This window comes from Sphingobacterium sp. BIGb0165 (assembly GCF_024810095.1).
In the GTDB taxonomy this organism is placed as follows: Bacteria; Bacteroidota; Bacteroidia; order Sphingobacteriales; family Sphingobacteriaceae; genus Sphingobacterium; species Sphingobacterium detergens.
Window position 1 is genome coordinate 145,178 of record NZ_JANUEB010000006.1, and the last position, 25,898, is coordinate 171,075.

Annotated in this window: 22 protein-coding genes; 5 read left to right on the forward strand and 17 right to left on the reverse strand. The window is 39.7% G+C overall.

What is annotated here, in order from left to right:
• Positions 1–391: 391 nt before the first annotated feature.
• Entirely contained in the window at positions 392–1,882 is a 1,491-nt protein-coding gene (locus M2408_RS15040; protein ID WP_259183140.1) for a catalase, read from the forward strand.
• A gap of 63 nt (positions 1,883–1,945) precedes the next feature.
• On the opposite strand, the gene M2408_RS15045 is transcribed toward M2408_RS15040, so the two are convergent.
• Positions 1,946–3,703, reverse strand: coding sequence for a M60 family metallopeptidase (locus M2408_RS15045; protein ID WP_259183141.1), 1,758 nt, complete (start codon positions 3,701–3,703; stop codon positions 1,946–1,948).
• Positions 3,704–4,061: 358 nt separating this feature from the next.
• Between M2408_RS15045 and M2408_RS15050 the strand changes: the two genes are divergently transcribed.
• Positions 4,062–5,000, forward strand: coding sequence for a proline dehydrogenase family protein (locus tag M2408_RS15050; RefSeq protein WP_259183142.1), 939 nt, complete (start codon positions 4,062–4,064; stop codon positions 4,998–5,000).
• Between the two features lie 245 nt (positions 5,001–5,245).
• Here M2408_RS15050 and M2408_RS15055 read toward each other — a convergent pair whose 3' ends face one another.
• From M2408_RS15055 to M2408_RS15085, 7 genes are all read right to left on the reverse strand, one after another.
• Positions 5,246–5,569 carry a hypothetical protein gene (locus M2408_RS15055; protein ID WP_259183143.1) on the reverse strand — a complete coding sequence of 108 codons (324 nt, stop codon included), beginning with the start codon at positions 5,567–5,569 and terminating at the stop codon, positions 5,246–5,248.
• 336 nt (positions 5,570–5,905) lie between these two features.
• Entirely contained in the window at positions 5,906–6,607 is a 702-nt protein-coding gene (locus M2408_RS15060) for a lycopene cyclase domain-containing protein (RefSeq protein WP_259183144.1), read from the reverse strand.
• On the reverse strand, positions 6,604–7,062 hold the full coding sequence (locus M2408_RS15065) for a sterol desaturase family protein (RefSeq protein ID WP_259183145.1): 459 nt from the start codon (positions 7,060–7,062) through the stop codon (positions 6,604–6,606). Before M2408_RS15065 ends, M2408_RS15060 begins: the two co-directional genes overlap by 4 nt.
• Before the next feature lie 36 nt (positions 7,063–7,098).
• Positions 7,099–7,935 (reverse strand): squalene/phytoene synthase family protein, encoded by an 837-nt coding sequence (locus M2408_RS15070; RefSeq protein ID WP_259183146.1) that lies wholly within the window; start codon positions 7,933–7,935, stop codon positions 7,099–7,101.
• A gap of 4 nt (positions 7,936–7,939) precedes the next feature.
• Positions 7,940–9,418 (reverse strand): NAD(P)/FAD-dependent oxidoreductase, encoded by a 1,479-nt coding sequence (locus M2408_RS15075; RefSeq protein ID WP_259183147.1) that lies wholly within the window; start codon positions 9,416–9,418, stop codon positions 7,940–7,942.
• Between the two features lie 12 nt (positions 9,419–9,430).
• On the reverse strand, positions 9,431–9,847 hold the full coding sequence (uraH, locus tag M2408_RS15080; RefSeq protein ID WP_259183148.1) for a hydroxyisourate hydrolase: 417 nt from the start codon (positions 9,845–9,847) through the stop codon (positions 9,431–9,433).
• Between the two features lie 8 nt (positions 9,848–9,855).
• The gene (locus M2408_RS15085; protein WP_259183149.1) at positions 9,856–10,497 is read right to left on the reverse strand and encodes a MarR family winged helix-turn-helix transcriptional regulator; all 642 of its coding nucleotides are present in this window, start codon (positions 10,495–10,497) and stop codon (positions 9,856–9,858) included.
• Between the two features lie 206 nt (positions 10,498–10,703).
• Here M2408_RS15085 and M2408_RS15090 point away from each other — a divergent pair, with 206 nt between their 5' ends.
• Positions 10,704–10,922 carry a DUF1080 domain-containing protein gene (locus M2408_RS15090; protein WP_259183150.1) on the forward strand — a complete coding sequence of 73 codons (219 nt, stop codon included), beginning with the start codon at positions 10,704–10,706 and terminating at the stop codon, positions 10,920–10,922.
• A 58-nt stretch (positions 10,923–10,980) separates the two neighbouring features.
• On the forward strand, positions 10,981–11,568 hold the full coding sequence (locus M2408_RS15095; protein ID WP_259183151.1) for a hypothetical protein: 588 nt from the start codon (positions 10,981–10,983) through the stop codon (positions 11,566–11,568).
• 157 nt (positions 11,569–11,725) lie between these two features.
• Here the strand turns inward: M2408_RS15095 and M2408_RS15100 are convergent, their stop codons facing one another.
• The 7 genes from M2408_RS15100 to M2408_RS15130 form a co-directional block, all read right to left on the reverse strand.
• Entirely contained in the window at positions 11,726–12,997 is a 1,272-nt protein-coding gene (locus M2408_RS15100; RefSeq protein WP_259183152.1) for an RICIN domain-containing protein, read from the reverse strand.
• Positions 12,998–13,028: 31 nt separating this feature from the next.
• On the reverse strand, positions 13,029–13,910 hold the full coding sequence (locus tag M2408_RS15105) for a metallophosphoesterase (RefSeq protein WP_259183153.1): 882 nt from the start codon (positions 13,908–13,910) through the stop codon (positions 13,029–13,031).
• A complete protein-coding gene (locus tag M2408_RS15110; RefSeq protein WP_259183154.1) occupies positions 13,901–15,664 on the reverse strand; it encodes a RagB/SusD family nutrient uptake outer membrane protein in 1,764 nt (587 codons plus the stop codon). The genes M2408_RS15105 and M2408_RS15110 overlap by 10 nt, the downstream gene beginning before the upstream one ends.
• A gap of 72 nt (positions 15,665–15,736) precedes the next feature.
• Entirely contained in the window at positions 15,737–19,201 is a 3,465-nt protein-coding gene (locus tag M2408_RS15115; RefSeq protein ID WP_259183155.1) for a TonB-dependent receptor, read from the reverse strand.
• 116 nt (positions 19,202–19,317) lie between these two features.
• A complete protein-coding gene (locus M2408_RS15120; RefSeq protein ID WP_259183156.1) occupies positions 19,318–20,301 on the reverse strand; it encodes a FecR family protein in 984 nt (327 codons plus the stop codon).
• A gap of 77 nt (positions 20,302–20,378) precedes the next feature.
• The gene (locus M2408_RS15125) at positions 20,379–20,948 is read right to left on the reverse strand and encodes an RNA polymerase sigma factor (protein WP_223583660.1); all 570 of its coding nucleotides are present in this window, start codon (positions 20,946–20,948) and stop codon (positions 20,379–20,381) included.
• Between the two features lie 407 nt (positions 20,949–21,355).
• Entirely contained in the window at positions 21,356–21,781 is a 426-nt protein-coding gene (locus M2408_RS15130) for a hypothetical protein (RefSeq protein WP_259183157.1), read from the reverse strand.
• A gap of 316 nt (positions 21,782–22,097) precedes the next feature.
• Between M2408_RS15130 and M2408_RS15135 the strand changes: the two genes are divergently transcribed.
• A complete protein-coding gene (locus M2408_RS15135; protein ID WP_259183158.1) occupies positions 22,098–22,490 on the forward strand; it encodes a DUF5367 domain-containing protein in 393 nt (130 codons plus the stop codon).
• Positions 22,491–22,605: 115 nt separating this feature from the next.
• Here the strand turns inward: M2408_RS15135 and M2408_RS15140 are convergent, their stop codons facing one another.
• Both M2408_RS15140 and M2408_RS15145 read right to left on the reverse strand, forming a co-directional pair.
• Positions 22,606–23,184: a hypothetical protein gene (locus M2408_RS15140; RefSeq protein ID WP_259183159.1), complete on the reverse strand. Its 579-nt coding sequence runs from the start codon at positions 23,182–23,184 to the stop codon at positions 22,606–22,608.
• Positions 23,181–25,895 carry a GH116 family glycosyl hydrolase gene (locus M2408_RS15145; RefSeq protein ID WP_259183160.1) on the reverse strand — a complete coding sequence of 905 codons (2,715 nt, stop codon included), beginning with the start codon at positions 25,893–25,895 and terminating at the stop codon, positions 23,181–23,183. Before M2408_RS15145 ends, M2408_RS15140 begins: the two co-directional genes overlap by 4 nt.
• Positions 25,896–25,898 lie beyond the last annotated feature (3 nt).

Below are 25,898 nucleotides of genomic sequence, written 5' to 3' on the forward strand. Positions count from 1 at the left end.
CTCGATTTTTTGTATTAAAAAACCACAGCTATCCACAATTGTCAAATATACACTTTTCGGCCTCCCCTTTGCCACAACAGTCATATCTCCTTGATAACCAAGTATTGCAAAAGCGCAAATGATATTACAAAAAAATATAGTTGGTAACTATATGAAAATGACAGCACTACCTCTTACCTCGAGAGACTTCGGGGGTTGATATCTGATCGGATACCAACGGAATTTTGATAGGTCTAAATGGCCAAATTCATTTTGTTGGACCAGCTGTTTTTAGATCAACTGGACGACATATCTATCTTGAATCTAAGATATTTTTATAGAAAGATAAGATCGTTGACAAGATTTAGCAACGGATTGAACAATGGCTTCATAACAAAGTAAATTTTAAAAAATGGAAAAGAAAAAGTTAACAAATCGAACGGGTGCACCTGTAGCTGATAACACAAATATTTTGACAGCAGGGGCTCGTGGACCTGCACTTTTGCAGGATGTGTGGTTTTTGGAAAAGATGGCGCATTTTGACCGTGGTGTCATTCCGGAAAGGAGAATGCATGCAAAAGGCTCGGGTGCTTATGGCAAGTTTACAGTAACACACGATATAACGAAATATACCAAAGCAAAACTTTTTTCAGAAATAGGGAAGGAAACTGATCTTTTCATGCGCTTCTCTACCGTCGCAGGAGAACGTGGGGCCGCAGATGCTGAAAGGGATATCCGAGGATTCTCCATTAAGTTTTATACCGAAGAGGGAAATTGGGATCTTGTAGGGAACAATACGCCGGTATTCTTTCTACGAGATCCATTACGATTTCCAGACCTTAACCAAGCTGTGAAGAGAGATCCCAAAACCAACATGCGAAGCGCAGACAACAATTGGGACTTCTGGACATTGATCCCTGAATCGCTTCATCAGGTAACAATAGTGATGAGTGATCGGGGTATCCCAAAATCGTATCGAACGATGCACGGTTTCGGTAGCCACACCTTCAGTTTCATCAATGCAGACAAAAAACGATACTGGGTCAAATTCCATTTCAAGTCTCAACAGGGGATTGAAAACTTGACCAACGAAGAAGCTGCTATTTTAATTGGAAATGATAGAGAGAGCCATCAAAGGGATTTGATGGACAATATCAACAATGGAAATTTTCCTAAATGGACATTGTATGTACAGATCATGAATGAGGAGGATGCTTATTCATATCACATCAATCCATTTGATCTCACAAAAGTTTGGCCCCATGGGGATTATCCGCTGATTCCGGTCGGTGAGCTGGAGTTAAATAGAAATCCAGAAAATTACTTTGCAGAAGTGGAACAGGCCGCCTTCAATCCAGCTGCGATCGTGCCCGGAATAGGATTTTCACCAGATAAAATGTTACAAGGCAGGTTGTTTTCTTATGGTGATACCCAACGCTATCGCCTCGGAACAAATCACCATCAAAGACCTGTCAATGAACCGAAATGTCCCTATCACTCCTATCATCGGGATGGTCCAATGCGCGTTGATGGAAATTATGGTGGTACCATCGCTTATCAACCAAACAGCTTTAATCAATGGGAAGATCAACCCGACTTTGACGAACCGCCATTGAAAGTGACCGGCGAAGCTGCACATTGGGATCATCGAGAAGATCAAGATTATTTTAGTCAACCCGGTGACCTCTTTCGATTGATGACAACAGAAAAAAGAAAATTGCTTTGCACAAATACAGCCAAAGAGGTGGGCAAAGCAAAGCAGTTTATCCAAATTAGACATGTCAGAAACTGTTATAAGGCAGATCCTGAATATGGGAAAGGTGTCGCTGCAGCATTGGGTCTATCCATGGAGACCGTTTTCGAATACGAAGGATATGAAATGAAAAGGTTTGAATCCATATAAACAAACGAAGACCGGTGGAATAGACCGGTCTCCGCTTAATAATTTTGATATAGAAAGCTTCTATTAATAGATAGCCACTTCAGCCATAGCTGCATTTTGCGTACCATCAAATGCAGATTTGAAGATCAGTTTAAAATAACGGAATGATTTCACTGCTGGCAAAGCGACATTTTGTGGAGTGACGACATTTTGTAGCACAAACTGACCTTCACTATTCCAATTTACATTATCCGGGCTCACCTGGATCTCTACATCTTTCACTCTTCGCGAACCATTTCGCTGTGTAAAAGTAAAGCCTGTTACAGCAGTATCTTTTTTCATATCAATGGTAATAAAATAGGGGTATGTACCTGGGTTGCTCGACCATCTAGAATGCCAGTAACTCGCAGCATTACCATCGATCATATTTGCAGCTCTTCCATTTTCGGAAGCTGTCTCTTGATTGGTATAGCCTATAACGAGCCATTTGTTTTCCCAATTTGGATCGTCAGTTTTGCTCGTAAGATCTTCTGCAGGTGTTGGTAAATTGAGATTTGTGATTTCTGTATAGACTGATTCACTCACTTTAAGCCCCCATTTACGGAAAAAGGCACTCAGATTCTTCCCAGAAATAGTACAGGCCTTCAACATAAAATAACGCATCTGTTGTTCCCTTGTTGAAAACGTCGCTTGTTCGGTGCGTGTTTCCTTATGCAAGGTCTGGTAAAAATTATCGCCAAATGCCAACCACAATTGTTGGAACATCGCCAACCGAACAAAAAGCGAGGTACTACTTGCATTGAAATCTTTTTCAACGTAGGGAATTATCAAATAATCCATCGCATCAACCCAAACGTTATCTCGCGTCAGTCGAGATGTTACATGTCCCATTTTTCGCTCTGCTGCAAGGGAATAAATATTAACGGTAACCTCGCCAAGTGCATCCCAGGTCCAGGCTCCTTGTTGATGCATATGTCCTAATTCGTGCCACGGTCCCCATCCATTATTACGTGCTCCGTCAACAGTCAATAATATATTCATTGCACTACTGATATAAGCAGTACGATACCACGTTGCTACCATAAAATAGTCTGTATTATCGGTCTCTGTCATCAAAAGTTTATGGACATTTTCTTTATGTTCGGCAGAAGAATTGTCAATACCACTTATGGAATATTCTGCTTTGGTAATCTCATCAAAAGTCTGTATCAATTGTTGCTGATTTTCCTGTCTATATTCCAATGCTTTAGTACGAGAAGCCACTAACATCGTTTCATTGCTTTCCAAAATGACATCCGGAGCTGTTGTCCACGTGTCTAACATCGTTTGCCATTGTGCATTTGTCGTCTTTCCAAGGACAAAGTGTGGTGCAGGCCGATGGCCGCTTCTAAATTCAAGCCGAGCTTTACCACTTGCTGTACTATTGTCATTTGAATTATAACGGATGTATAGAAGACCGCCATACTCATCTGCCTGAATGGTATTAACTCCTGCGGTCAATGGAACAACTGTTGGATTCCACTTTGCTTTATACCTAGAATAAGTGCCTATTAAAAGTGTAGGAACACCACTACCATCTTCCAATTGCTCCACATGAATCGTTAGGGTTTCATTGGGAGCAACATAGAATCCTGTTGCTGTAAAATCTGAAGCAGGATTTCGTTGCCCTAACCGTTTGGCCTCCTTTGTCCCAGATGGAACTTCATTAAAAACTTGAATAGTATCATAACTGATCGCTAAACTATCAATCTGGACCTCTTCTATTACAACTCCATTTTTCTGGCACGCAGAAATGATCAAAATAGCTGTCAAAAACCATAATTTAATTGCATTTTTTAACATAATAAAAAAGTTAATGTTATATAATTGATTAAAAAAAATGATATGCTTCTCGCGAATAACACTACTAATTTAGCTAAAATTAAAGTTATTATCACTCTCTTAAACATTATAACTACAGAATTTGCTATCCTACCGGATCTGCAAGGGTATCTCCTGCTTTGTAACAGCCCATTAATAATATGCCCAAATAGAGGAAATATGTTCCCTGTAAGCTTACAATATCACCGGCGGAGCGTTCTTTCGTTTACTGCATCGTATTCGTAATTAAAAATTGATTTGTCCTACCGAAAATAGGGATTTCATTTTTTTCTACTTTCTATTTTTTGTATTTTACATAGTTAATTTTTAAGATCGTTAAATGGAACAATTACTAACAGCTGGTGCTGAAGCACTGAGGAAAGCTGCATTAAATGAAGATGCTAAAGCTTATATTTTGAATAATGAAGCACTTTACAAGCTAATGAAGAAAGCCGCTGACCGATATATTGGCGGTGAAAACCTTACGGAAACCCTAAACAAAGTACAAGCTTCAAATGATATTGGTTTTAAATGCTCGATCGAGTATATGGGCGAAAGCACACGGACTATTCAGGAAGCTGAAAAAGCAACTGCTGAATTTTTGGGTATCTGTGATGCAATACAGCAACAAAATCTCAATTCAACGATTTCACTTGACCTTTCGCACATTGGACTGGAAATCTCTGAAAACCTCTGTTATGAAAACCTTTCCAATATATGTGAATCTGCCAAAGGTAAAGAAGTGATCATCAGTGCAGAAGGAACGGAAAGGACTGACCGTATATTAAAGCTCTATCAGAAGGGCTCTAAAGAATTCTCAAACTTGTCCATCACATTGCAGGCTTATCTCCATCGGACAACGGATGATTTTGATGCGATGTGCAAAGAAAGAGGACGTATCCGCATGGTGAAGGGGGCTTTCGAAACAGCCAAAGGCTTATCGCTACCACGTGGCCAGGAACTCAATGAACGCTATCTCTCCTACGTCGAACAGCTGCTTTCAAAAAATCACTTATGCTCCATTGCAACACATCACCATGAAATTCAACAGGGAGTAAGAAAGCTGATTGATAAGCTACAGCCTGAAAAGAAATCCTATGAATTTGAAAGTTTATATGGCATACAGACAGAGCAGCTGGCACAATTGAGAGATGAAGGGTATCCAACAAAACTGTATTTCGTATATGGTCAGGAATGGTATCTCTATCTCTGCAACAGATTAGCCGAATATCCGCTAAATTTATTCAGAGCACTACAGGACATTGTCGAAACACAGTAATCATTTAGGTTATAAATATAAATTTCATTAATGATCAAAAAATTGCTACTACAAGAATATTATGAGTAGTTCAATTCATCTTACAAACACATATCAATAAAAGACAAAAGGCCTTAGAAGGAACTTCGTCTTTCTTTAGATAGGTAAAGTAGTCTTTGTATCCAATTACTGGAGAATTAGGCTTGGAATTTAACCAAGAAAGTGAAGTTTGGGAGAAACTTCACTTTCTTAAATCGGAGTAATATCTAAAGATCTACACCATAATAGATTTCTATTTCCCGATAGACCGACTGATGTGCTCGCTCTATAGCGTCATTCGCAGAATAGCCATATTTAAGATATACATCTAAGTACGCGTTAAAAAGCTGTGTCCAATATCCAGGGCCTCTTCTTCCCTGAGCATCTGTCTGACTATCCAACTTTTGTTTTGACTGAAAATCTAACTGAGGGGTGCTTTCTGCTGAAATCTCTAAACTCTGTTTTGACGCGCTCTGTTGAGCCTTTGCTACGTCAGGGGTCAACGCAGCAAATGATACTACAGCAATGCCTGCAAAAATTAATTTTTTCATATTTCTATCTTTTATAAATAAACTAGTTTGGATGCTTTTAAAATAAGCTAAACCATTAAGCAACTTCTCTATACAGATAAAAATCGGCTTAAATAATTGCTCTTACAACCATGGTTCTATATTTGGAGCGGATACACTTATATCCGTCGCATTTGGAACGAAATATGTATTTCCTGATGTGCTAAAGCGTATCAAAAACGATTAGATTATTAACATTTGAAAAAACAGGATTGATACTTGGGGAGGAGAATGGTTTCATTTGGGATCATCAAGATTAATCATTTTCGACAACTGGCGACATCTTGCTGTCCATGTTTTTTTACGAAAGAATAATTTTTATGAATTGGGGTCATGCGCTCTGGTTTGAAATTTTTTAAAAAAATAAAGTACCCATAGAAACTGGGTGTATCCATAAACCGCATCTTCAATAGGAATGGTGAGTACCCGAATACCCATAAAATCCGCTGGATTATAATTGACTATTGGTGATTGCAATCCTGTTCCCGTGAGTATACCATTGACAGGCAAAAATCCTAACATAAGTACTGTGAAAACCAAAGAGGCCTGGCTAATCCATTGTACCCGCATAACAAAGTGAAACAACAGTAATGTCACTATGGTGACTACAGCAGTCACCAAGGTATATATTCGATCAGCATAGCGAAGTGCTACCACTGCGCATACAATTATACTGACAAAGACAGTAATATTGTTAAAAGCACTAAGATGTTGCCATCTAAAAAATTTATCCAGGCAGAAATAGGTGAATACGCAGGAAAAAGGAATAAAGATAAAAAACAACCATTCCTCCAGAGGCAATCCAGCCAAGACAATGCCCAAGGTATACTTTGTATTAAACCACCAAACACCACGACTGGTAAACCAGACATCCCATGCAATAAAAAACAGGGCAACAATGACCGAAGCTTTTAAAAATGGGACAAACTCTCGATCAAATCGAAGCCGCTTGTCGAAGGAAGCGACAAAACATATTATGACCGTAAAAAATAAAATAAGCGAATAAGTATACTGCATCATGTTTTTTCATTATTACTGTACATTTTAAAGTATTTCAACGGAACATATAAAAAGCCAAAGCATTCTCCTTCTTCCTTGACCAAATGTTTGTGATGCTGCTTGTGGGCACGACGAAGTGCCAAAAAGTATCTATTGTTTGTTTTACTCAAAAATTTGAAACGTTGGTGGATAAAAATATCATGCACAAAAAAATAAGCCATACCATAGAACATAATTCCTAGACCAATATAAAATAGGTAATTATAATCTTTTAACGATCCAAAATACATTAGCGCAATGGTAGGCAATGCAAAGATGACAAAGAAGTAATCGTTCTTTTCCAAAAAACCTTCATTGCTATGATCATGATGGTCTCTATGCAATATCCATAAGAAACCATGCATAATATACTTATGGATAAGCCAAGTAGCACCTTCCATGGCAACAAAAGTGATTAGTACGGTAATAAAATTCATAGGTTTATTCGCTGATGATTTTAAATTTGCGCAGAATTATAAATAAGCAGCCTTGTATCGCAAATAGCTTTTGAGAGCGACATAGGCTTTTTGAGTATTGGGTATTCTAATTCTATTTTCTAAAATTTCCTTCGATGATTTCTTTCGGATCTTTGCAAAAAGTAAAAGATAATATTTGTAAGCCAGATAAACACCAAACTTAGCTGAGGAAGGCAATTTTTTAATGCCCAAAAGTGCTTCTTTAAACTCCTTGTGGATTTCATCTTCAATCTTGCTTTTGAGTACATTATCAAATACAGCCATATCCAAATCTGGAAAATAAGTGCGACCGAGGATATGATAATCATCTTTGAGATCCCGCAAAAAGTTTATTTTTTGAAATGCAGATCCAAGTTTCATAGCATAAGGTTTTAAATCCTCATAGCGCTGCTTATCCCCCTCAGTAAAAACCTGTAAGCACATCAGCCCTACAACCTCTGCTGAACCATAAATATATTCTTTATAGCGATCTGAATTATAGTCTATCTTTTTCAGATCCATCTCCATACTATGCAGGAATTGATTGATAAGGTCAATGTCGATGTCATATTTGCGTACGGTCTCTTGAAAAGACTGCAAAATAGGGTTCAAGGAAATTCTTTCTTCCAAAGCAGCATTTGTTTCTAAATACAGACGCCTCAATAATCGTTGTCGATCATATCCATGAAAACTATCGACGATTTCATCTGCAAGTCTAACATAGCCATAAATTGCGTAAATACTATGACGGATGCTGGGTTTCAAAGCCAAAATGCCAAGCGAAAAGCTTGTACTGTATTTTTCAGTTGTTTTTTTGCTCACTTCATAAGCGAGTTCATCAAATAACTTCTTCATGGTCTTATGATTTATGATATAATTCAATGGCTTCTTTAGCGACTATCTTTCCAGAAATGATGGATGGCGGTACACCAGGACCGGGTACAGTCAACTGACCTGTATAAAAAAGATTGTGCACCTTTTTATTTCTAACCTTTGGTTTCCATACCGCAGTCTGCTTAAGTGTATTAGCCAATCCATAAGCATTTCCACCGTAAGCATTATAATCGTTCACAAAGTCGCTGACACAGTAACTTCGTTTATATGAAATCTGTTCGTATAGATTTTTTGTACCGGTATGCTTTTCCAGACGCTCTAACATTTTCATCAGGTATTCTTCACGTATTTCCTCGTTATCCGATATATCTGTCGCTAAAGGCATCAACAAGAAAAGATTCTCAGCATTCGAGGGTGCAACATAAGTATCCGTTTTGGACGGACAACAGGCATAAAACAACGGGTTTTGAGGCCATTTTTTCTCCCCATAAATACAATCTATATGATCATCTAGATTATGTTCAAAAAATAAAGTATGGTGAATCAGATTAGGAATAGTGGATTTCATACCTAGATAATAAATTAGACTAGAAGGTGCAAATGTCCGGCTTTTCCAATAGGCATCATCATAATTTCTCAATCCTTGGGGTAATAGCGATTCAACATGGTGATAGTCCGCTGAAGCAACAACAAGATCAAACTTTCGATTTTCGCCATTAACTGTGAGCGAAGTGACTGCTTTATTTTCGATCTTAAGTGCTTCAACGCTGTGCCCAAAATGAAAAATTACTCCCTGCTTTTCAGCTACCTGTTGCATAGCCAGCACGAGTTGAAAAAATCCTCCCTTGGGGTAATACGTTCCCAGTGCATAACCACCATAATTCATCAGACTATACAATGCCGGAATATCTTTAGGTGAGGCACCTAAAAAAATGACGGGAAATTCCATCAATGTCCGTAACCTTTCATCTTTAAAATATTTTGCAACGTAAGCCCTAAAGCTTGATAACAGATCTAATTTGAATGCGCTACGCGCAATTTTTGGAGAAACAAACTCCAACCAACTATGGCAAGGTTTATTGACAAAATCACGCATCCCAACTTCATATTTGAATTTAGCTGCCTGCATAAATTTGTCCAGCTTCCTCCCTGCCCCCACTTCAATCCGTTCGAATAATTGTTTTAAATCCTCGTATGATTCAGGCACACTGATCTGTCCGGAATTAAATATCATCTCGAACTGTGGATTCAATGAAACAAGTTCAAAGAAATCAGCCGTGCTATGGCCAAAATCCGAAAAGAAGGACTCAATAATATCAGGCATCCAATACCAGCTGGGTCCCATATCAAATCTAAAGCCTTCAGGCGTAGAAAACTGACGTGCACGCCCACCTGGTTGTACATGTCTTTCAAAAACGTGCACGTCATAACCCGCCTTAGCTAAATAAGCTGCAGCCGAAAGCCCCGAAAAACCTGCACCAATTACAGCTACTTTCTTTTTCATTTTCTTCTGATTTTAGCTTCCTTTATACGTGGAGTACCCGTATGGGCTTACCGTGATCGGAACATGATAATGTCTATTGTCTTTTATTTCAAATATTACCTCGATATACGGATAAAAAGTTTCTATTTTTTGATTTAGAAAGTAACTTTGGGTATGAAATTTAAGCTTGTATATTCCTTTATTAGTGTCTTTTCCAGATAATAAAAAATTACTTATGCGACCATTGGAATCCGTTTTCTCACTGGCCACAGCAGTCCATCGGTTGTCTGGCGCCAACTTCTCCAAATCAACTTTAACATCCTGAGCTGGGTTCCCCTTAGAAATATCCAGAATGTGACTTGACAATTGATAATGAGACTTTTGCGCATAGGTTGTCAATCCAAAAAGCAGGAAAAACAACATAAAAAAATATCCTATTCTACTAATCATCTGTTTCGTTATATTTTAACTTTGTCCAATAATTGTTCTGTCGCAATGTTTTTATCGTAAATCACTTGGTGGAAATCGCTCAGTTTAGTTAACAAGTTGATAAGTATCATTTTTTCCTCATTAGTGAGATCACCCGAAACAATCCGTGTAGCGTGCCGTATGTTTCCCATTTGCTGCTCCAATGCCAATAAACCAGCTTCTGTAATGTAAATCACCTTACTGCGCTTATCCAATTCAGATTCCTCCTGACTTACCCACCCCTGTTTGAGCAAACGATTTATAATAGCCATACCGACCGGCTTTTCGTGAATATTTCGTTTGATCAATTCCATTTTTGTCATCTGCCCAAATGATTTTAGCGTAATCAAATAGATAAATTCCTCTTGGGTAGAAAAATCAGATCCCCAAATTGCAGCTTTTGAATAACTCTTTGCGAACCTATTCATATGTACAATTAGCGTACTGATAACACTCTCCGGACTACGCCCATTTTCTTTACCTTCCCAGTGGGAATCGACAAGCTTATTACTTTGCACATTTACAACCCAGCGCCTAAACCCTTCAGCATCATTGGCATAATTACCATTTATATTATCTGCCTCGAATTGCTCAATCAATGGTAGGATTTCTTCTAAAAGTTTATACTTCATGATACCAAATTAGAACACTAATATACTATTAAAGTTTTATTTATTTTGAAATAATGATTTTTTAGAATAAAAATATACCAAACAACCAAGAATAGGTCTGGAAATGAATTGGTAAAAAACATCAGTATGATGGGGCTTCTCCCTTAAACTAGGATAAGGGTATTTCTTAAGTTTACGGATTCCCATCCCTGGGAAATATGAGTCTTATGCCTGTTGCACCAAATGAGTGGATCAAATTAAAAATTGAGGTAGAAGATAAAACAGCCAAGCTATTTATAGATGACACCAAACCACCTAATCTTATTGTCAATGATCTCAAAATGGGCGCCGATAAAACTGGAGCAATTGGTCTTTTTGTTGATATCGGAACCGAAGGATTTTTCAGGGATTTGAAAGTGACAAGTAAAACTAACGGTATGCAATAGCAAAAACAATAACCAAGAAATAAATTGTATCTTACCCAGAGATTGCTATCCTACTATTATGTCCAAAAAGAACGTCGAAAAGATCAGTCTATTAGTAGAGAAGATTAAAGACTGGAAGAGGTTAAATGATGATGAACTATTTCCGTTAATAAAAGAGTTTGAGAAAATGCCAAGGCTAGAAGTTTCCGCATTTTACAATGACCTTTTTAACGACTCCAAATTGGTAGAGAACCTTTTGGCAATTTATGACAAACATAGCGACAATACCAAGCTTGTTGTCCTTCTCATCTCTTCTATCGGAAATATGATACAGCGATATCATCTACCTGAAACGAAGGCTATTTATGAATTCATGTTGAAAAATAGCGATAGAAAAAATGTAGGTGCTTATGTCGCTTTATTTCTGCCGAGACTGACTTCTTTTAAGGCTTACAATAACAAATGGAAGTATATTATGGGTATCAAAATGATGTCGCCAAAAAAGATAGCGGAAAGTGCTTTTGAAATCTTAATAGATTTATATATAGATAGCATTCCGGTAGAATATAAAGTTGAGACTAGGGAATATTTTGAAATCAAAGTGCAAAAGGCCAATAATGAATATGGGAAGCAGTATTATTTAGATTTAGCACGTAAAATTCGGTAAACGATGAGACTGTAAACTGAACTGTGTCAGTTCTTATGGGCCAAAGAAAAAAGCGCGACTTTGAATATTAAACTCGTAGTCGCGCTAACATTGAACACTAAATTACCTATCTTTTATCAATTTAAAGGCAAAATAAATGCCTTGATTGCTGTCAATTTTATTGTTTCACCAATCTGAATTTTTGTGCGTTTCCAGTATGTGCTGAATAGATCTGTATCTGGGTATCATCTGCCGTGCTTGACCCATTTACATCCAGGTTTTTACCCGTAGCAGATGCAGGCTCCAGATTATAATTACCACTTCCCACATAGGTGATCTTCCACCGTTGCGCAGAAGTGTTGGCAAAAGTGGCGACCTGTACAGGTGTACTGTTTACGGATCCCCCTCCCCGTACTTCCAATACTTTAGTCGTATCAGCCACGCTCTTCAGCGCATAATATCCACTACCCACACTTCTCAACTTCCATACCTGATTGGATGATGTCGGATAATTGTAAGTCCATAAAGTAACATCTTCACCATTAACGGGTGGATTGCCATTAACATCAACGAGCTTGCTCGGTTCTTTTGTTAAAGCAGACGCGATCTTGTAATTCGCTCCATTGATCAGAATACCCTCTGGCGAATAAAATGTAATCAATAAAATATCAAGATGTGCATAAGTTGCCAGTTTGCTTGCTAAGTCAGTTTCTCCATAATAACGCGATAATGCCCAGGCATACATTTTCACACGCTCCCCACCAACAGTTTTGGTCGGAAAGTAGGATTTCATTGCATTATCCACTGAGGCGTCATAACTAATTCCGTCGACACCATAAGTATTGAGTTTGCTGTACATCTCATCCATCACAACCTGTTGCTGTGCTGGGGTCTTACCGCTCAAGTCTGACCAGTTACAATAATAACTTACCTTCCAGCCGAGCTGTTTGAACCCTGTCAAATGTTGTGGATACATGCTTTCTATCAATACTCTATTTTTAATAGCATATAGGCTATCCATTTTCTTCAGCGTCTTTAAAAACAATTGTTCATTCGTACTGCTATTCAAATCTTTACAATCTAACCAAAGTGATGTAAAACCTGGAAGCTTATTGTTTAGATTCGCAAAATACTGTTCCAATGTCTGTCCGGTCGCTGTTCCGGCTTCATGGCCGATGAGACAGGTCGGTTGACCATTTTTATTGGCTACATATATATCCACTTCGAGACTATTGATGCCTTCGTTGATAATCTCATCGACTTTAATCAGATCGTTAGCACGATGTGCACTGACAAATGTTGGCCCAGCTAATGTCGTATTGACTTTACCCATTTTTTTAGGAGCGTTCTCGTCATTTTTGGCAATATCTTTCTGACAGCCGATGAATAAGTAGGTCATACAGGCAAACAAACAGACTGCCTTACCAAACATTAAGGTTGTTTTTCTCATAATTTTATATTTTAATATTAAGTTTCTTCGTTTAAAAATCAATTTTTCTGGATATCATCCGACCTTCTCCATGGAGATTCAATTGATGTACCCCCAGTTCCAAAATACCATAAGCATTCCGCTCGGCGGTTTCGATCATCCCTTCAAGTGTAATCATCGGAATACCTTTGTAACTTGCAAAATTACCCGGATGATGATGGCCGGATATCACGGCCTTTACAACTGGGTATTTTTCAATGATGGCCAATATCTCCCGATTATTCAATGCCTCGAGGCCGTTCTCAGGATACAAGGGGTGGTGTGTAAAGACGATCACCTTTTTTGCCGTTGACTGTGCCTTTTGGAGCTGCTTTTCCATCCATATGAGCTGCGTTGTGCTTATGCCACCATTCCAAGGCTGGTCGTTGCCTCTTTTTTCTGTTTTGAGTCCATCATTAAGCATTTGCCAGGCCTGTCGCTCATCTGATCCTGCTTTGGTGGCATACTCCGCAAGTTCATTGGTATTAAGAAGAATAAACAACCATTCCCCTTTCTCTACTGTATAGTAAGGATTCGGCATTTTATAGGACTTATATAGGTCCGATCCATCCTCAACATCCACATAATCATGGTTTCCCAAAATATTGTAGATGGGTCGTTTGAGTTTTTCTAGTCGCTGAAGTGCAGGAGTCAGATCTTTTGGCCCTACATCGACCAAATCGCCTAACATGACTGTAAAATCTACTCCTTCCTTATTGATAGCCACAACAGCCGAATCCAATTTGACAAGTGAATTTCGGTAAAAACGGCTCCCGCGGGTATCTTTATCAGCATATTGTGGATCAGCTATCAGACCGATCTTGAGCACTGATTGACCTTGCCCTATACTATAAAATAAGCCGAAGAGCAACGATAAAAATAACTTTATTCCCATCCTGGATTTTGTTTTAGATTATTATTCAAAGTGATTTCATTCAAGGGAATACATTCGAGATAATCCCTATTTTCCTTAAACCCATAACCATTGGGCAGCTGTGTCACAAAAGGATCCAACAGACCATCCGCATCAACTTTATAATTGATTTTAGTACCTGTCCAGTCTGAAGCCGCGAATGGGTAGCCTCTAGGACGTTTTCCTTTCATCAGTTTATGCGCAGCCCATCGCCGGATATCGTCATAGCGAAATCCTTCTGCCCCCAGCTCGACAGTACGTTCACGACGGATTTCTTTTAACTGGTCTGATAAATTATAACCATAATCAGCATATCTGTCCTTATTGGGGTCGTTGGTAATAGCAAAATCCGGCATACCTGATCTTTTGCGGAGCAGATTGATTGATTTGGTATAATCGACTGTTTCACCAAGTTCAGCCTTCGCTTCAGCATAGTTCAATAAGGCTTCAGCATAACGGAAAATGATGGCACCAGTTTCATCACTTGAGCTCCAGGAGACACCACCACCGGCCAAAGCTGATTTCGGATCATTTCCTTTCCGGATCTGAAAACCGGTATTATTCAAGGCCTCACCAGATTTATCCAAAAATGGCTTTTTGAAGGTGGCTTTACCAAAGGTATTATCCCACATCAAGGCTCCTGGCGTCCAGATCGTCTGGGACAGTCTTGGATCACAATCAGCCCGTATTTTTTCTAAAAAAGCATTGCCTTTCACAGTCTTACCAAGGGTAAAATAATCGTATGGCTGACCGTTCCGGCCCAGGTAATGCTGTACCTGTTCAAAAGTCATAGATATCCCTGCTGTGCGATCGGACACGTAGATCTGAAAAGAGTGTGACAGATCACGGTTGATCGAATAGGCTTTCCAGAGGATCACCTCTTTATTGGCAAGCTGATCTTTCAGGGAAAATAGTTTACAGTAATCGTTTTCCGGATCGTTGTTGTTATACAGGGACATGCCATATTTCGCATCCATCAACGTTTCGGCAGCGGCAGCAGCTTGACGGAAGTACTTAGTGGGATCAACGCCAGCAGTACCAAATGCTGTACCTTTGTGGTATTTCTGCCAGCTGCCTTCGAATAGGGCGACTCTGGATTTGAAAAGCAGGGCAGCCTGTTTGGAAAGCCGATTGTTTTTTCCTTTTACTGTAGCCACAGGCTCTAGATATTCAATCGCTTTATCCAGGTGTGCCAAAATCGAATCGACTACCGTTGTACGTGGGTCACGTGCTTTGAATAGCTCCTCAGAGTCCATCTCCAATGGCTCCGTATACCAGGGAACATCACCGTAAAGCCTGACTTTTTCGAAATAAAACCAAGCTTTAAAAAAATGCGCCTCGCCTAAAAACTGCTTATATTTTTCAAAAGGATCTTTGCATTTCGTATAATTCTTAAAAAAGATATTGACACTACGGATATTACCCCAGGTCCAGTTTCCGCCCGATGAAACCGGCGATTCGGTACCATTCCAGACTGTACTAGGCGAACTGGAAATCTGAACGTCGGATCCACGGGAACCATCCCAACCGATCACACCAAGGAAACTACCTACTGTATTAAAAGCCGGAAATACCGTATAGAATTGAATCGTATAATTCTCTAGGTCTTTGGCTGTTTTCCAATAGCTTTCGTTTTCAATCTGTGTCAATGGAGGCCTATCCAAAAAATCTTCGGAGCAGGAACCGACCAACAGTAAAATGACTGTCGTATATAGTAAGGTTATGATTTTTTTCATTGGTTATTAATTGCTAGATATAATTTTCCTTCGCTACCCAAGTAGCTACCTTTACGTTCAAATCAAATGATATTAAAGCGAAATATTTATCCCGAATGCCCAAATTGCTTGCGAAAACATGCCTTTGCCATCCCCAAATTCTCCCAACATCGCTGTTTCAGGATCAAATGCGCTAGGAAGTTTGGATATGGTATAGATATTCTCGCCTGAAAAATAAATACGGGCGCGTTTTAATCCTATTTTCTGGAGCATTAACGCAGGAATGGTATAGCCTATCTGTAGATTTTTAAGGCGTGCATAGGCACCATTCTGCAGGTAGCGCGTCTGCATTTGCTTATTCTTACTATCTTGAGTGGTATTACTATAAGGTCGCGGAAAATAAGCTTCAGTGTTTATACCAAGTCCCGAATACCGGTCGCCTTCGGTATCCCGATAGTAATCCATGTGATGTGGGAACAGAGAGGATTGATTCCAGGCCCTAAAACCCCAAAATACATTGCCATCCAGCCATAGATCACGCTTTCCAGTACCTTGGATAAACACCGCTATATCAACATTTTTGTAATTAGCTGTTAAATTAAGTCCAAACTGATAACGGCGCGTTGAATTACCAATGATTTTAAGGTCTCCATGGTCATTTATAGTGTTTTTACCCTTATTGATTAGCCCATCCCCGTTGAGATCACGGTATTCTATATCCCCTGTCTGCCAGGGCTGTCCATTGATAAATTTTTGGTAGCCCGATGCATTGATCTCATCAGCGCGCTCCTTGGTTTTGATCAGACCAACAGTTTCATAGCCCCAAATTTCTCCGGCATCTTTACCTACATAATCCGTTGTCAGGATACCCGTAGGATTCGTATACTTCGTAATTATATTTTTGTAATCAAAAACATTAGCCGCAACGGAATAATTAAAATCAGAGCCTATTTTTCCATTCCAGCGTAAACTGAAATCCCACCCCTTGGTTTTGAGCTCTGAATTATTTTCTCTAGGAATATTCGCTCCTAATACCGCGGGAAGTGCCTGCGCTGGTCCAAGACGGTCATAGGTCAGCCGTTGATAGTATTCAAATTCAGCTTGCAGGCGGTTTTGGAAAAATCCCAGTTCGACGGCCGTATTCATTGAACGTGATGACTCCCAGGTAAGAAAGCGATTTACCAAGTTTGGTGCTGTAGTGTACGCTGGCCGCATGCCGTCAATAAGCCAGCCCAGGTTACTTTGTACCCCCAATAATGCCAAATCCTGATAGGCAGCAACATTTTGGTTACCCAGCTTCCCCCATGATGCCCTCAGTTTCATAAATGGGATATAATCCAGTAGAGGCTGCCAAAACAATTCTTTAGAAACCACCCATCCCGCGGATACGGAAGGGAATGCCCCCCAGCGTCTGCCGCGGGCAAATTTGGATGTGCCATCATAGCGGACATTTGCCTCGATCAAATATTTGTCTGCATAATTATAATTTAATCGTGCAAAATAGCCTAAAGTCGACCAATGGGTAAGACCGTCCCCCACCTGCATTTCACCTGTTGCTGTTGTAAAAGATGGGATATCAGGAACAATGAGTTCCCTTCTTAATCCACTCATCGAATCCAGTTTGCTGATTTCATTCTGAAAGCCAGCCAGTACCGTAAAATGGTGATCCCTTCCTAGATCTAAATTATAAGTTGTATAAATATTAAGCGCTTTGTAGGTGGTATTGGATTTTTTCTTTTGAATATACGGAGGAACGGTAAGTGCTATTGGAACGAGCGTACCATCTACTTCATCTTCATAAGCTACCTGATTGACGCCAGCATAATCAAAAATCTGATAATCCATCGAATAATCAGCATTTATTTTCCAGTTTTGGAGCGGACTGATTTCAGTCGCCAAGCGCTGCACTAGCGTATTATTTGTTAACTTCTGATAACCGGCCTGCATCTGCGGCACACGTGAGAGTTGCGAATAATAACCATTTGGCGATTTAAGGAAAACCTCGGGATGCGTTCTCAAGATCTGGTGGATAATCATGCCATATTCCCCCTCACCGTTGTATATAGGCCTATCACGGACTGCATTTGTGAGCCTTGTATTGGAGCTGATCTTCCACCAGTCTGTAATATTGGCATCGAGTTTAGCCTGAAAATTGTAGCGTTTATACTTATCATCGACCATTCTCAGCACCCCTTTTTCGGATGCATGTCCGAGAGACAAAAAATAAGACATGTCTTTTGATCCTCCCTTAACAGATAGATTTTCTTGCATCCGGCGACCATTACCATAATGGATATCTATCCAATCATTATTACCATTTGAGAATTGATAGGTTGACCACTTACGCGGGTTGTTGACATCAGGGACAGTTTCAGGAAGTGTAGGATCATCAATATATGCAATAATCCTATCGATGGTAGATTCAGAAAACAACCTGGCAACACCCTGGTTGTCATGCATTTGATTCATAGCCCGTGCAAATGTATAGGAATCCACCATCTTTGGTTTATTGATAATGGTTGTAGGTCCTCCATTCATTGAAAAATCGACTTGTGGTTTCTGATTAGCTTTCCCGGATTTGGTCGTAATCAGTAAGACTCCATAAGGTGCGCGGGCACCATAGATTGCTGAAGCAGCTGCATCTTTTAAGATAGAAACACTTTCGACAGTATTCGGATCAATCGTATTAATGTCTCCGGCGGTACCATCGATCAGGACATAAGGTTTACCCTGGCCCCTGATCTGCACAGAGGGTGCCGCACCAGGTTCAAAGCCATTGCTGCCATAGGCTATCGTCAGGCCACTGACCGTTCCATAAAGCGATTGGGAAACATTGTTTACCGGTCTATCCTGTAAACGCTTACCATCTACGACCGCAACAGATCCCGTGAGGTTAACTTTCTTTTGGACACCATACCCTACCACCACGACTTCATCAAGTTCGCGCGCCTGGTCAGCCGCCAAACGGATCACCAGATCTCCCGCAAGCTCATCTGTCACCAAGGTATCGATGGCCTTAAAACCCATAAAATGCACGGACAAAGTATCCGAAGGGAAAATTGAATTAAGTAAAAAAGTACCCTTATCATCACTTTTGGATTTTGTATTGGCACGCTTTAAATTTAAGGTAGCCCCTGAAACCGGCATACCGGATGAATCAATCACTTTTCCTGAAATAGGCTTACCCTCCTGCGGTGTCTGTCTGGCCAAAACAAAACCATTATCTGTCTTTTTTACCTGAATTCCATAAGGAGTCAGTAATCTCCTTAAGACTTGTTCCAAAGATTCATTTTTTGTATCAAATTTAGCTATACTAATATTTTTTAGGCCCAGGCTCTCTGTAAACGAAATGTCTGATCCCGACTTCTTCTGAAGGTCAATGATAACGTCGCGCAGTGTGGTCCTTTGATAATTTTGGTTGTATATTTTGTCATTTGCCTGTGCAAATGTACTGTTCCAGGGGACAGTACTAGAAAATAGCAGCAGCGCCCCCCCGAGGGTTAAAGAAAGGTATTTGTTGCTTCTTTTTTCTTTTATAATTAGTTTTTTGTTAATCATTTGTTAATTTTGTGTTGATTAAAGGTTTTACATCCATGAAACCGATTATGGAATCGGGTCAGATAGATTCCATAATTTTCTGTAAAGGGTCTTACACTATGTGAGCCCTTTTATTTTTAATATAAAATGATCTCTTTTCCCTCCTGCTTATTTTTGATACTGATTTTTTTTCCGGTCAATAACTGAATCTCTTCTAGCGCAGCTTCCATTGTTTTGGATTGTCGGAAGCTGATGTTGTAGCGATCTATTAATAGTTTTTCATCGGCTGTATAGAGTGTGAATCCGTAGAAATTTTTAAAGTTTTGGCTCAATTCTTCAAAGCTGGCCTGATCTAGCTTAACATGGTCAGACAACCAGGATGATTCTAAAACATACTCAGCATTGGTCAATTTATAATCACTGGACTTGCGATCATAGACTATATTCTCATCCGGCCTCAGTGTGTGCAGATTTTTCTTGTTATTGTCAACTTGAACCTTACCCGTGCGCACGGATACGGATGTATTATGGATATCAGGATAAGCTTTGACATTAAAACTGGTACCCAGCACCTTGATATGTAATCCACCACCATGGACGGTGAATGGTCTGGAAGGATCTTTTTTGACATCAAAGAAAGCTTCTCCATACAGATTTACCTCCCGCTTGCGGTCGTAGTCACCAACAGTAAGACTAGAATTCGCATTCAGGATCACTTTTGTACCGTCGTTCAAGATGACTGTTTTCCGTTCGCCAGTACCGGTGGATATAGTTCCCTTATTAAGATGGGCTGTCTTGATTGGTTTGATAAGACTGTCGATCTGCGATACCGAAAAGTATTGATGATATAAAACGGTAGAAAGTATCAAGAGTATGATGCTCGCCACTGCCCCATATAAAAAGCGATATCGGTAGCTCGATCGCTTGACTGTGTATCCGGCCGCAGCATCAATAATCCGGGTCCTGAGATCGCTTCGTTCCGGAACAAAGTCTATCTCTGAAGCTTCGGGCTCTTGTTGGTCCAAGGTTTCGTACCAATATTCCACGATAAATTTCTCGGCTGCATTGGCTGTACCATCTTGGTACTTCTTGATTAGCTTTTTTAACTGTTTTTGATCCACGCTTAATCTTTTCTAGGTTTGCTCTTTCTAGTAAGACAGTTGGTGAGAATCAAAAGTATGTAAGGAATTAAAAAAAATTATTTGATTAGTAAAAATGATAATAATGCTGTCAATGAGCGGGCAAATTCAGGATGCCGTTCGATCAGCATGGCTTTGATGCGACGGTGCATTTCAGCACTGTAACCTTTGACAGTCTGCTCCGCAAGGCCCAATGCGACAGCAATCTCTTTTAGTGTAAAATCTTCATTTCGCAGCCTAAAAATCTTTTGCATATGATCCGGTAACTCGCTCAAAATTTCCGAAAACAAGGTATTCAAGTCTTTTTCAATTAATAGGTTTACTAAGGAGAGATCCACAACCTCGAGATGTATTGACAGCCTGTCTTTCACATCCTGATGGAGTTTTGCCTTGACAAAATAGTTCATAATTTTATTTCGGAGGGCTACATGGAGGTAATTATTGACTGAACCGTGCACAACGATGGATTCTCTTTTAACCCAGAGATTGACAAAAAGGTCCTGCACGAGATCCTCTGCGTCCTGCAAATTTCCAATTTTTAGGAAAGCGCTTTGCGTTAACTTGTCGGTATGAGTATTCACCAACATTTCAAAATCAGAAATATCTTTGATTAATAGTGTCGATTTCATAATCTTTCTGCTGGCGATATGATTGGTCGTCACAACAAACTTACATGATTTTTTCAATTTAAAAATCTAATTATGAAAACAAACGTTTGCGTAAATTTGATATTATCTTTTCTGTGCATTTTATGATTGCTGTTTCATAGTAGATTAAGTCTTTCCGCAATTTCGGAGTCGAACAAATTCTCTCATCTATGGCTTTATGATCTCTTTGCTTGAACAAAGGGACAAGATACCGCTCTTCCTGAACTGTTCGGAAGGTTTGTTATCATGTGTTCATATTGACTATTTTTGAAAAAGCATTTTCAGAATAGACATTGTTATGGCTCAAGATGATATTGACCGCCAAATTGTCATTATAAAGATCCTCTACCTTATAAGATCCGGATATAATGCATTGAATTGCATAACCTTTATAAAATAGAATTAATGACTGTATAAATCCCGACAATCAATGAAATCAAAAGGAATGCGAGTATAATAAAGCAACCTATTGTTACAGCTCTATCTTTCCATCTCGATTTAGCTGCTTCGGTTTCACTAACGTTAATCATCGAAGGATCTTCAATGTGTTTTAAAACAATCTCAGAATCTTTAAGCATCCAAGAGACCTCTTCCAATGCAATATTCTGAAATGCCTGTTCTTGTTCCTGATGTTCAAAATCCTTGGCAGCGCATAATAACTGATAAGCAAACAATTTTAGTCCTTCTTTATTCGCTTTAATGAAGTATACATCATCCCTTTCCCGATAGTCGGAATAAATACCAAATTGCCCATTCTTAAATGATCCTTCTAAATCCAGATCACTTTTCAGAGAATCCAATAATTCATCGTTCATTGTAGGCTTTATTATTCTTTTAATTATTTGTACTATTCGGTTATATTTATGACAATTAACAAAAGATCATTAGACCTCCTTGTTACGAACTAAAATAACTAATATTTACTAAAGATTCTGTTATTTTCAAAACGATTCTGCATATTTTGATCACCTAATGGAAGGGCCTTTGATATTGAATATAAAGTCAGAGAATTAAGGTCCCTAATCCTTTACAAAAATTTTTGTAATTTCATCACTAAGTACAGGGTTTTCCTGTAAATGAGTTTTCGAAAGTGAGGTTTACCGAATATCTACTTTGTTCAACATGTTCAAAATGAAAAATACGTTTATTTTACCGGTTCTTACGATAGGTTTTCTAATTTGGTTTTTAGCAACGTTGGCTTTTCGCTTTGCAGGACAATTCTTTTTTATCACAGATTCAGTACCAATACTTACTAGTTTATATGTAGCTTTAATACCCGCATTAGTATTGATTTCAGTTCTAACTTTCAAAAGATTTAACCTTTCAGGATTCGAAAATATCGTCGCTGGCGTATTGTTGGTATTACCAGGAATGGTTCTCGATACGTTCATTATTCAGTTTTTTGAACACATCTTTCCTAACATGGCCCCAAACAGTGCGACAACCTTTGGTTCTTGGTTAATGTGGGCATACAGCATTGTATTACTCACATCGATTGTGGTTGGATTGCGAAAAAACAGTTAAGCCCAAAACCTAAGAAGTATACCATTGGATAACTACCGAGCTAAATGGATGCGTAAATTATTTTATCCATTTAGCTCTGCAGTCAATTGTCTAAATTACTACAAGATTGAAGGCTTTATTCTGTCGACTTTGTCATCCGCTCACGTAAAATCTTTTCACGGTTAGCATCCCAGTATTTACAGTCAAGTTCTATAAAAACTGAACTATACGGGATAAGTGATTCTGTTTTCACGACAATTATCTGGAAAAGGTCAGCTGCTTTATCCATTTTCCCAAAAACATCTTCGTGCAACAGGGGCTGCTTTTCTATATGAGGTAAAAGTTTTGTTAGGTTCACTTTGTATTCTTTTAATCCCGGGACAAGTCCATCGTCTAAATAATCAAATTCTTTATCGAAGTAAAAGATAGGTTTTACATGATGCTGTTTATCGAGCAATTGTACAACACGGTCCAGTACTTCCGGCATCTGTTTTTTTGAATCGAGAACAAGTATATTCGTCCCCGCTGGTGCGGGATAAGCTTTATCAACGATCAATATCCAATTGCGATGTCCAAGTAAGGGTACTTTTTGCGAAAGCACCTCTCCCCAATCGGATTTTGGCACAGATCCGGCCTTTTGATCTCCTGATGACATACATCCCATAACCAAGAAAAGACTTATTATCACAAGTAGTTTATTCGCTATTTTTTTCATGACCATCGAATAGTTAATGTATCGCCTTTTTTTAGTCCTACTTTGTCTTTAAAATTGATCGCCAAACGCGCTCCTTGACGTTTCACTTTATGAATTGATATTTGTTTATCATTTTGTAGCACAGTAATCTGCTTAGCATCAAGTGATAGCTCTTCGGCATCGCCCAGATGAAATTCTTTAAGTTCCAACGCGCCATAATTTAATGTTAACTGACAAACACGCTTTCCTTTGTTTTGCTGCTTTTGAATGTAGGTCCCCCATCCCATCGCGGTGGTAAAAGGCGCTTTAAAATCTGAAGATCCTATTTTTGGGGCAAAACCGATCTGACCTTTTGGACCGTGATAACTAAAGCCACAGGCATTGATAAAGGTTCCGTAACTCGCCATCGCACGCGCATAGTGATCGCTGCATTCAATTTCGTTAAAGGGATTTCTTTTTGCCGCATGGTAGCGGTCGTGAATTACCCTGGTCATGGCCAAACTTTCGTCGATCATACCCTCGGCCATCATGTGCGCAGCTACCTGATGTTCAAATCCACTCATACATTCATGAAAGTAACCCAGTTGCCAAGTCATATTATCGCCATAAGCTTTTTCATCATTTTTTGGATTGGTATTCATGACCATCCCACCTTCACCTGCCAATGCATATGGTCGTCCTCCCAGGTGTGTCTTAATATAGGGTCCCACATCCATCGCAAAATTATATTTCCAAAGTGCCTTTAGGGCGGATAATGTTTTCTCTCTATCATTAATCCGGGGCATATCCACTTGAAAACACCAGGCCTGTCCATAGACCTGATCAATATGACAGGTATTGTAGGAACCTAGCTTCTTCCTTCCCTGTATCGCATCTGGTCGATGAATATAATACTCTCCGTTAAAAAGATATTTATCCATGTTTTCAGTTCCTCTTCTGACATAGTCCATGCAGATATGTTGAAATTTCCTATCGCCAGCTTCTTCGGCCATCAATGCTGCAGCTTGTATGGCAGCGAGACAAAGTCCTACAATCCAGCCGATCTCTCCTTCCCAAACCGCGTCCAATGTATTTTCCATTGGCGTATCGGTCATACCATCTCCGTTTTTATCCTGATCGAGAACAAATTGAATCGCCTGTTTAAGTTTTGGCCAGTTACGTCTTAAGAATGTGTCATCATTACTCATCTGATGATCCCGATAAAAACGAAGGATAACACCAGCCTGCCCGTCGATGGCGGGTCTTTTTTCATATTCTGCCCGAAAGATAATTGCGCCGGTTTCTGGCTGAAAACCCACCCCGAGGTCAGTAACCTCGCGTAAATTGCGCTCAATATCAGGAAATATACGTCCCATAGACTGCCCATACTGCCACACATGGGTGCAGGTACCGGCACAAGCTCCAATACCTTCCCAACCCCAAAACCTTCCTGAAGCGAAACGCATCGTATTTGCTGTCGCCAAGGTTCCTATATTAACAAAGGTACGGTCCATAAACCAATGGGGTAATGTCGAATCATTCCAGGTTTGTTGCCAGGCCAGCGTTTCCCCATCAAGCTTTTGCCGATGCGCCAGATAATAGTCAATGACTGCCACTGCATCGGTGAATTTTGCACCGTACCAATAGCCATTTTGAGCATCCTTTAAATGCGCTTTCAACTTGGGATGTGGATTATTAAAATGCCAGGAGATCGCATACGAAATCTGACTGGTCTCTGTTGGTTTTATAATCCGCTTAACGGTATAGGCACCCACTTGTAAATCAGCGAAGTCGACGACCGAATCATTAAGATCCGATTGTAATGAGTATGGTGTCACAGGCCAGTGTTCCAGCTTGGTATGTACCCATGCCTGAGGATCCAAACAAGTAAAGGCCATTGTACCATAATCGCCAGCTTGCAATACACTATCAGGTACCTGCTCACAACTGTAGTTTAAGACTTTTACGCCAGCTTTATCTAAGAAGCGGGATACTTTACGAACCGCTTTGAGATCTTTACGTCCCTTAAACACGCCGTTTTCCATCCAGCCTGTTAGGCTTATTTCGACTGGTGTATTTATTTTATTCCGTAATTCCAGATGTAATGTCGTTAAGGGTAAGGAAGAATTATCCTGGTCTAACGGAATAAATGGTGAATAGGCGGTCAGTACGACTTCCACAGGAAAGTTGGCGCTACTATATGTAACCCGGCAAGTTGGATAAGTCGGTTCAAACACAATCTCGTCCCAATGATTTTCACGGAGTTCTTTGACGACTTGTTTTCCTCCAACAGCAACTGATATTGCAAAACCTTGCTCCATACTGCGTAAGTTGTCCGCAATGGCTGGCTCGATATAGGCTGCCCCATCCCGTGGACGGACAGTCACCAGCTCTTTCCCATTATTCCATTGCACATTTTTGGATTCTATACCTTCGCGTTCACCATCATAAGCTGTATTAAATATCTGCCATAACCACAAGCGTCCATCGCCTCCGAGATATACTGTACCTGTATGCAATCCACCAACTGGCATACCAATATAACGCAGTTCATTTTTACTCTTTCGGTAGGCAATTTTCTCGCCCCTCTGATGCAAAGAGGCGAGCCATTGCTTATCTATATCCTTCTCCTCAGGAATATTGTGTATCGGATTGTCCCAGGAAAATATTGATTTGGACCAAACTGTAAAATGACTGGCCAGTACACCTAGACCAATTAAACTCGTTTTCTTAAAAAAGCTTCTTCTATCCATACG

Bases quoted from the DNA above. Each gene is read 5' to 3' on its own strand.
- M2408_RS15040 (WP_259183140.1), top strand. From the start codon at position 392: ATGGAAAAGAAAAAGTTAACAAATCGAACGGGTGCACCTGTAGCTGAT.
- M2408_RS15045 (WP_259183141.1), bottom strand. From the start codon at position 3,703: ATGTTAAAAAATGCAATTAAATTATGGTTTTTGACAGCTATTTTGATC.
- M2408_RS15050 (WP_259183142.1), top strand. From the start codon at position 4,062: ATGGAACAATTACTAACAGCTGGTGCTGAAGCACTGAGGAAAGCTGCA.
- M2408_RS15055 (WP_259183143.1), bottom strand. From the start codon at position 5,569: ATGAAAAAATTAATTTTTGCAGGCATTGCTGTAGTATCATTTGCTGCG.
- M2408_RS15060 (WP_259183144.1), bottom strand. From the start codon at position 6,607: ATGATGCAGTATACTTATTCGCTTATTTTATTTTTTACGGTCATAATA.
- M2408_RS15065 (WP_259183145.1), bottom strand. From the start codon at position 7,062: ATGAATTTTATTACCGTACTAATCACTTTTGTTGCCATGGAAGGTGCT.
- M2408_RS15070 (WP_259183146.1), bottom strand. From the start codon at position 7,935: ATGAAGAAGTTATTTGATGAACTCGCTTATGAAGTGAGCAAAAAAACA.
- M2408_RS15075 (WP_259183147.1), bottom strand. From the start codon at position 9,418: ATGAAAAAGAAAGTAGCTGTAATTGGTGCAGGTTTTTCGGGGCTTTCG.
- uraH (WP_259183148.1), bottom strand. From the start codon at position 9,847: ATGATTAGTAGAATAGGATATTTTTTTATGTTGTTTTTCCTGCTTTTT.
- M2408_RS15085 (WP_259183149.1), bottom strand. From the start codon at position 10,497: ATGAAGTATAAACTTTTAGAAGAAATCCTACCATTGATTGAGCAATTC.
- M2408_RS15090 (WP_259183150.1), top strand. From the start codon at position 10,704: ATGCCTGTTGCACCAAATGAGTGGATCAAATTAAAAATTGAGGTAGAA.
- M2408_RS15095 (WP_259183151.1), top strand. From the start codon at position 10,981: ATGTCCAAAAAGAACGTCGAAAAGATCAGTCTATTAGTAGAGAAGATT.
- M2408_RS15100 (WP_259183152.1), bottom strand. From the start codon at position 12,997: ATGAGAAAAACAACCTTAATGTTTGGTAAGGCAGTCTGTTTGTTTGCC.
- M2408_RS15105 (WP_259183153.1), bottom strand. From the start codon at position 13,910: ATGGGAATAAAGTTATTTTTATCGTTGCTCTTCGGCTTATTTTATAGT.
- M2408_RS15110 (WP_259183154.1), bottom strand. From the start codon at position 15,664: ATGAAAAAAATCATAACCTTACTATATACGACAGTCATTTTACTGTTG.
- M2408_RS15115 (WP_259183155.1), bottom strand. From the start codon at position 19,201: ATGATTAACAAAAAACTAATTATAAAAGAAAAAAGAAGCAACAAATAC.
- M2408_RS15125 (WP_223583660.1), bottom strand. From the start codon at position 20,948: ATGAAATCGACACTATTAATCAAAGATATTTCTGATTTTGAAATGTTG.
- M2408_RS15130 (WP_259183157.1), bottom strand. From the start codon at position 21,781: ATGAACGATGAATTATTGGATTCTCTGAAAAGTGATCTGGATTTAGAA.
- M2408_RS15135 (WP_259183158.1), top strand. From the start codon at position 22,098: ATGAAAAATACGTTTATTTTACCGGTTCTTACGATAGGTTTTCTAATT.
- M2408_RS15140 (WP_259183159.1), bottom strand. From the start codon at position 23,184: ATGAAAAAAATAGCGAATAAACTACTTGTGATAATAAGTCTTTTCTTG.
- M2408_RS15145 (WP_259183160.1), bottom strand. From the start codon at position 25,895: ATGGATAGAAGAAGCTTTTTTAAGAAAACGAGTTTAATTGGTCTAGGT.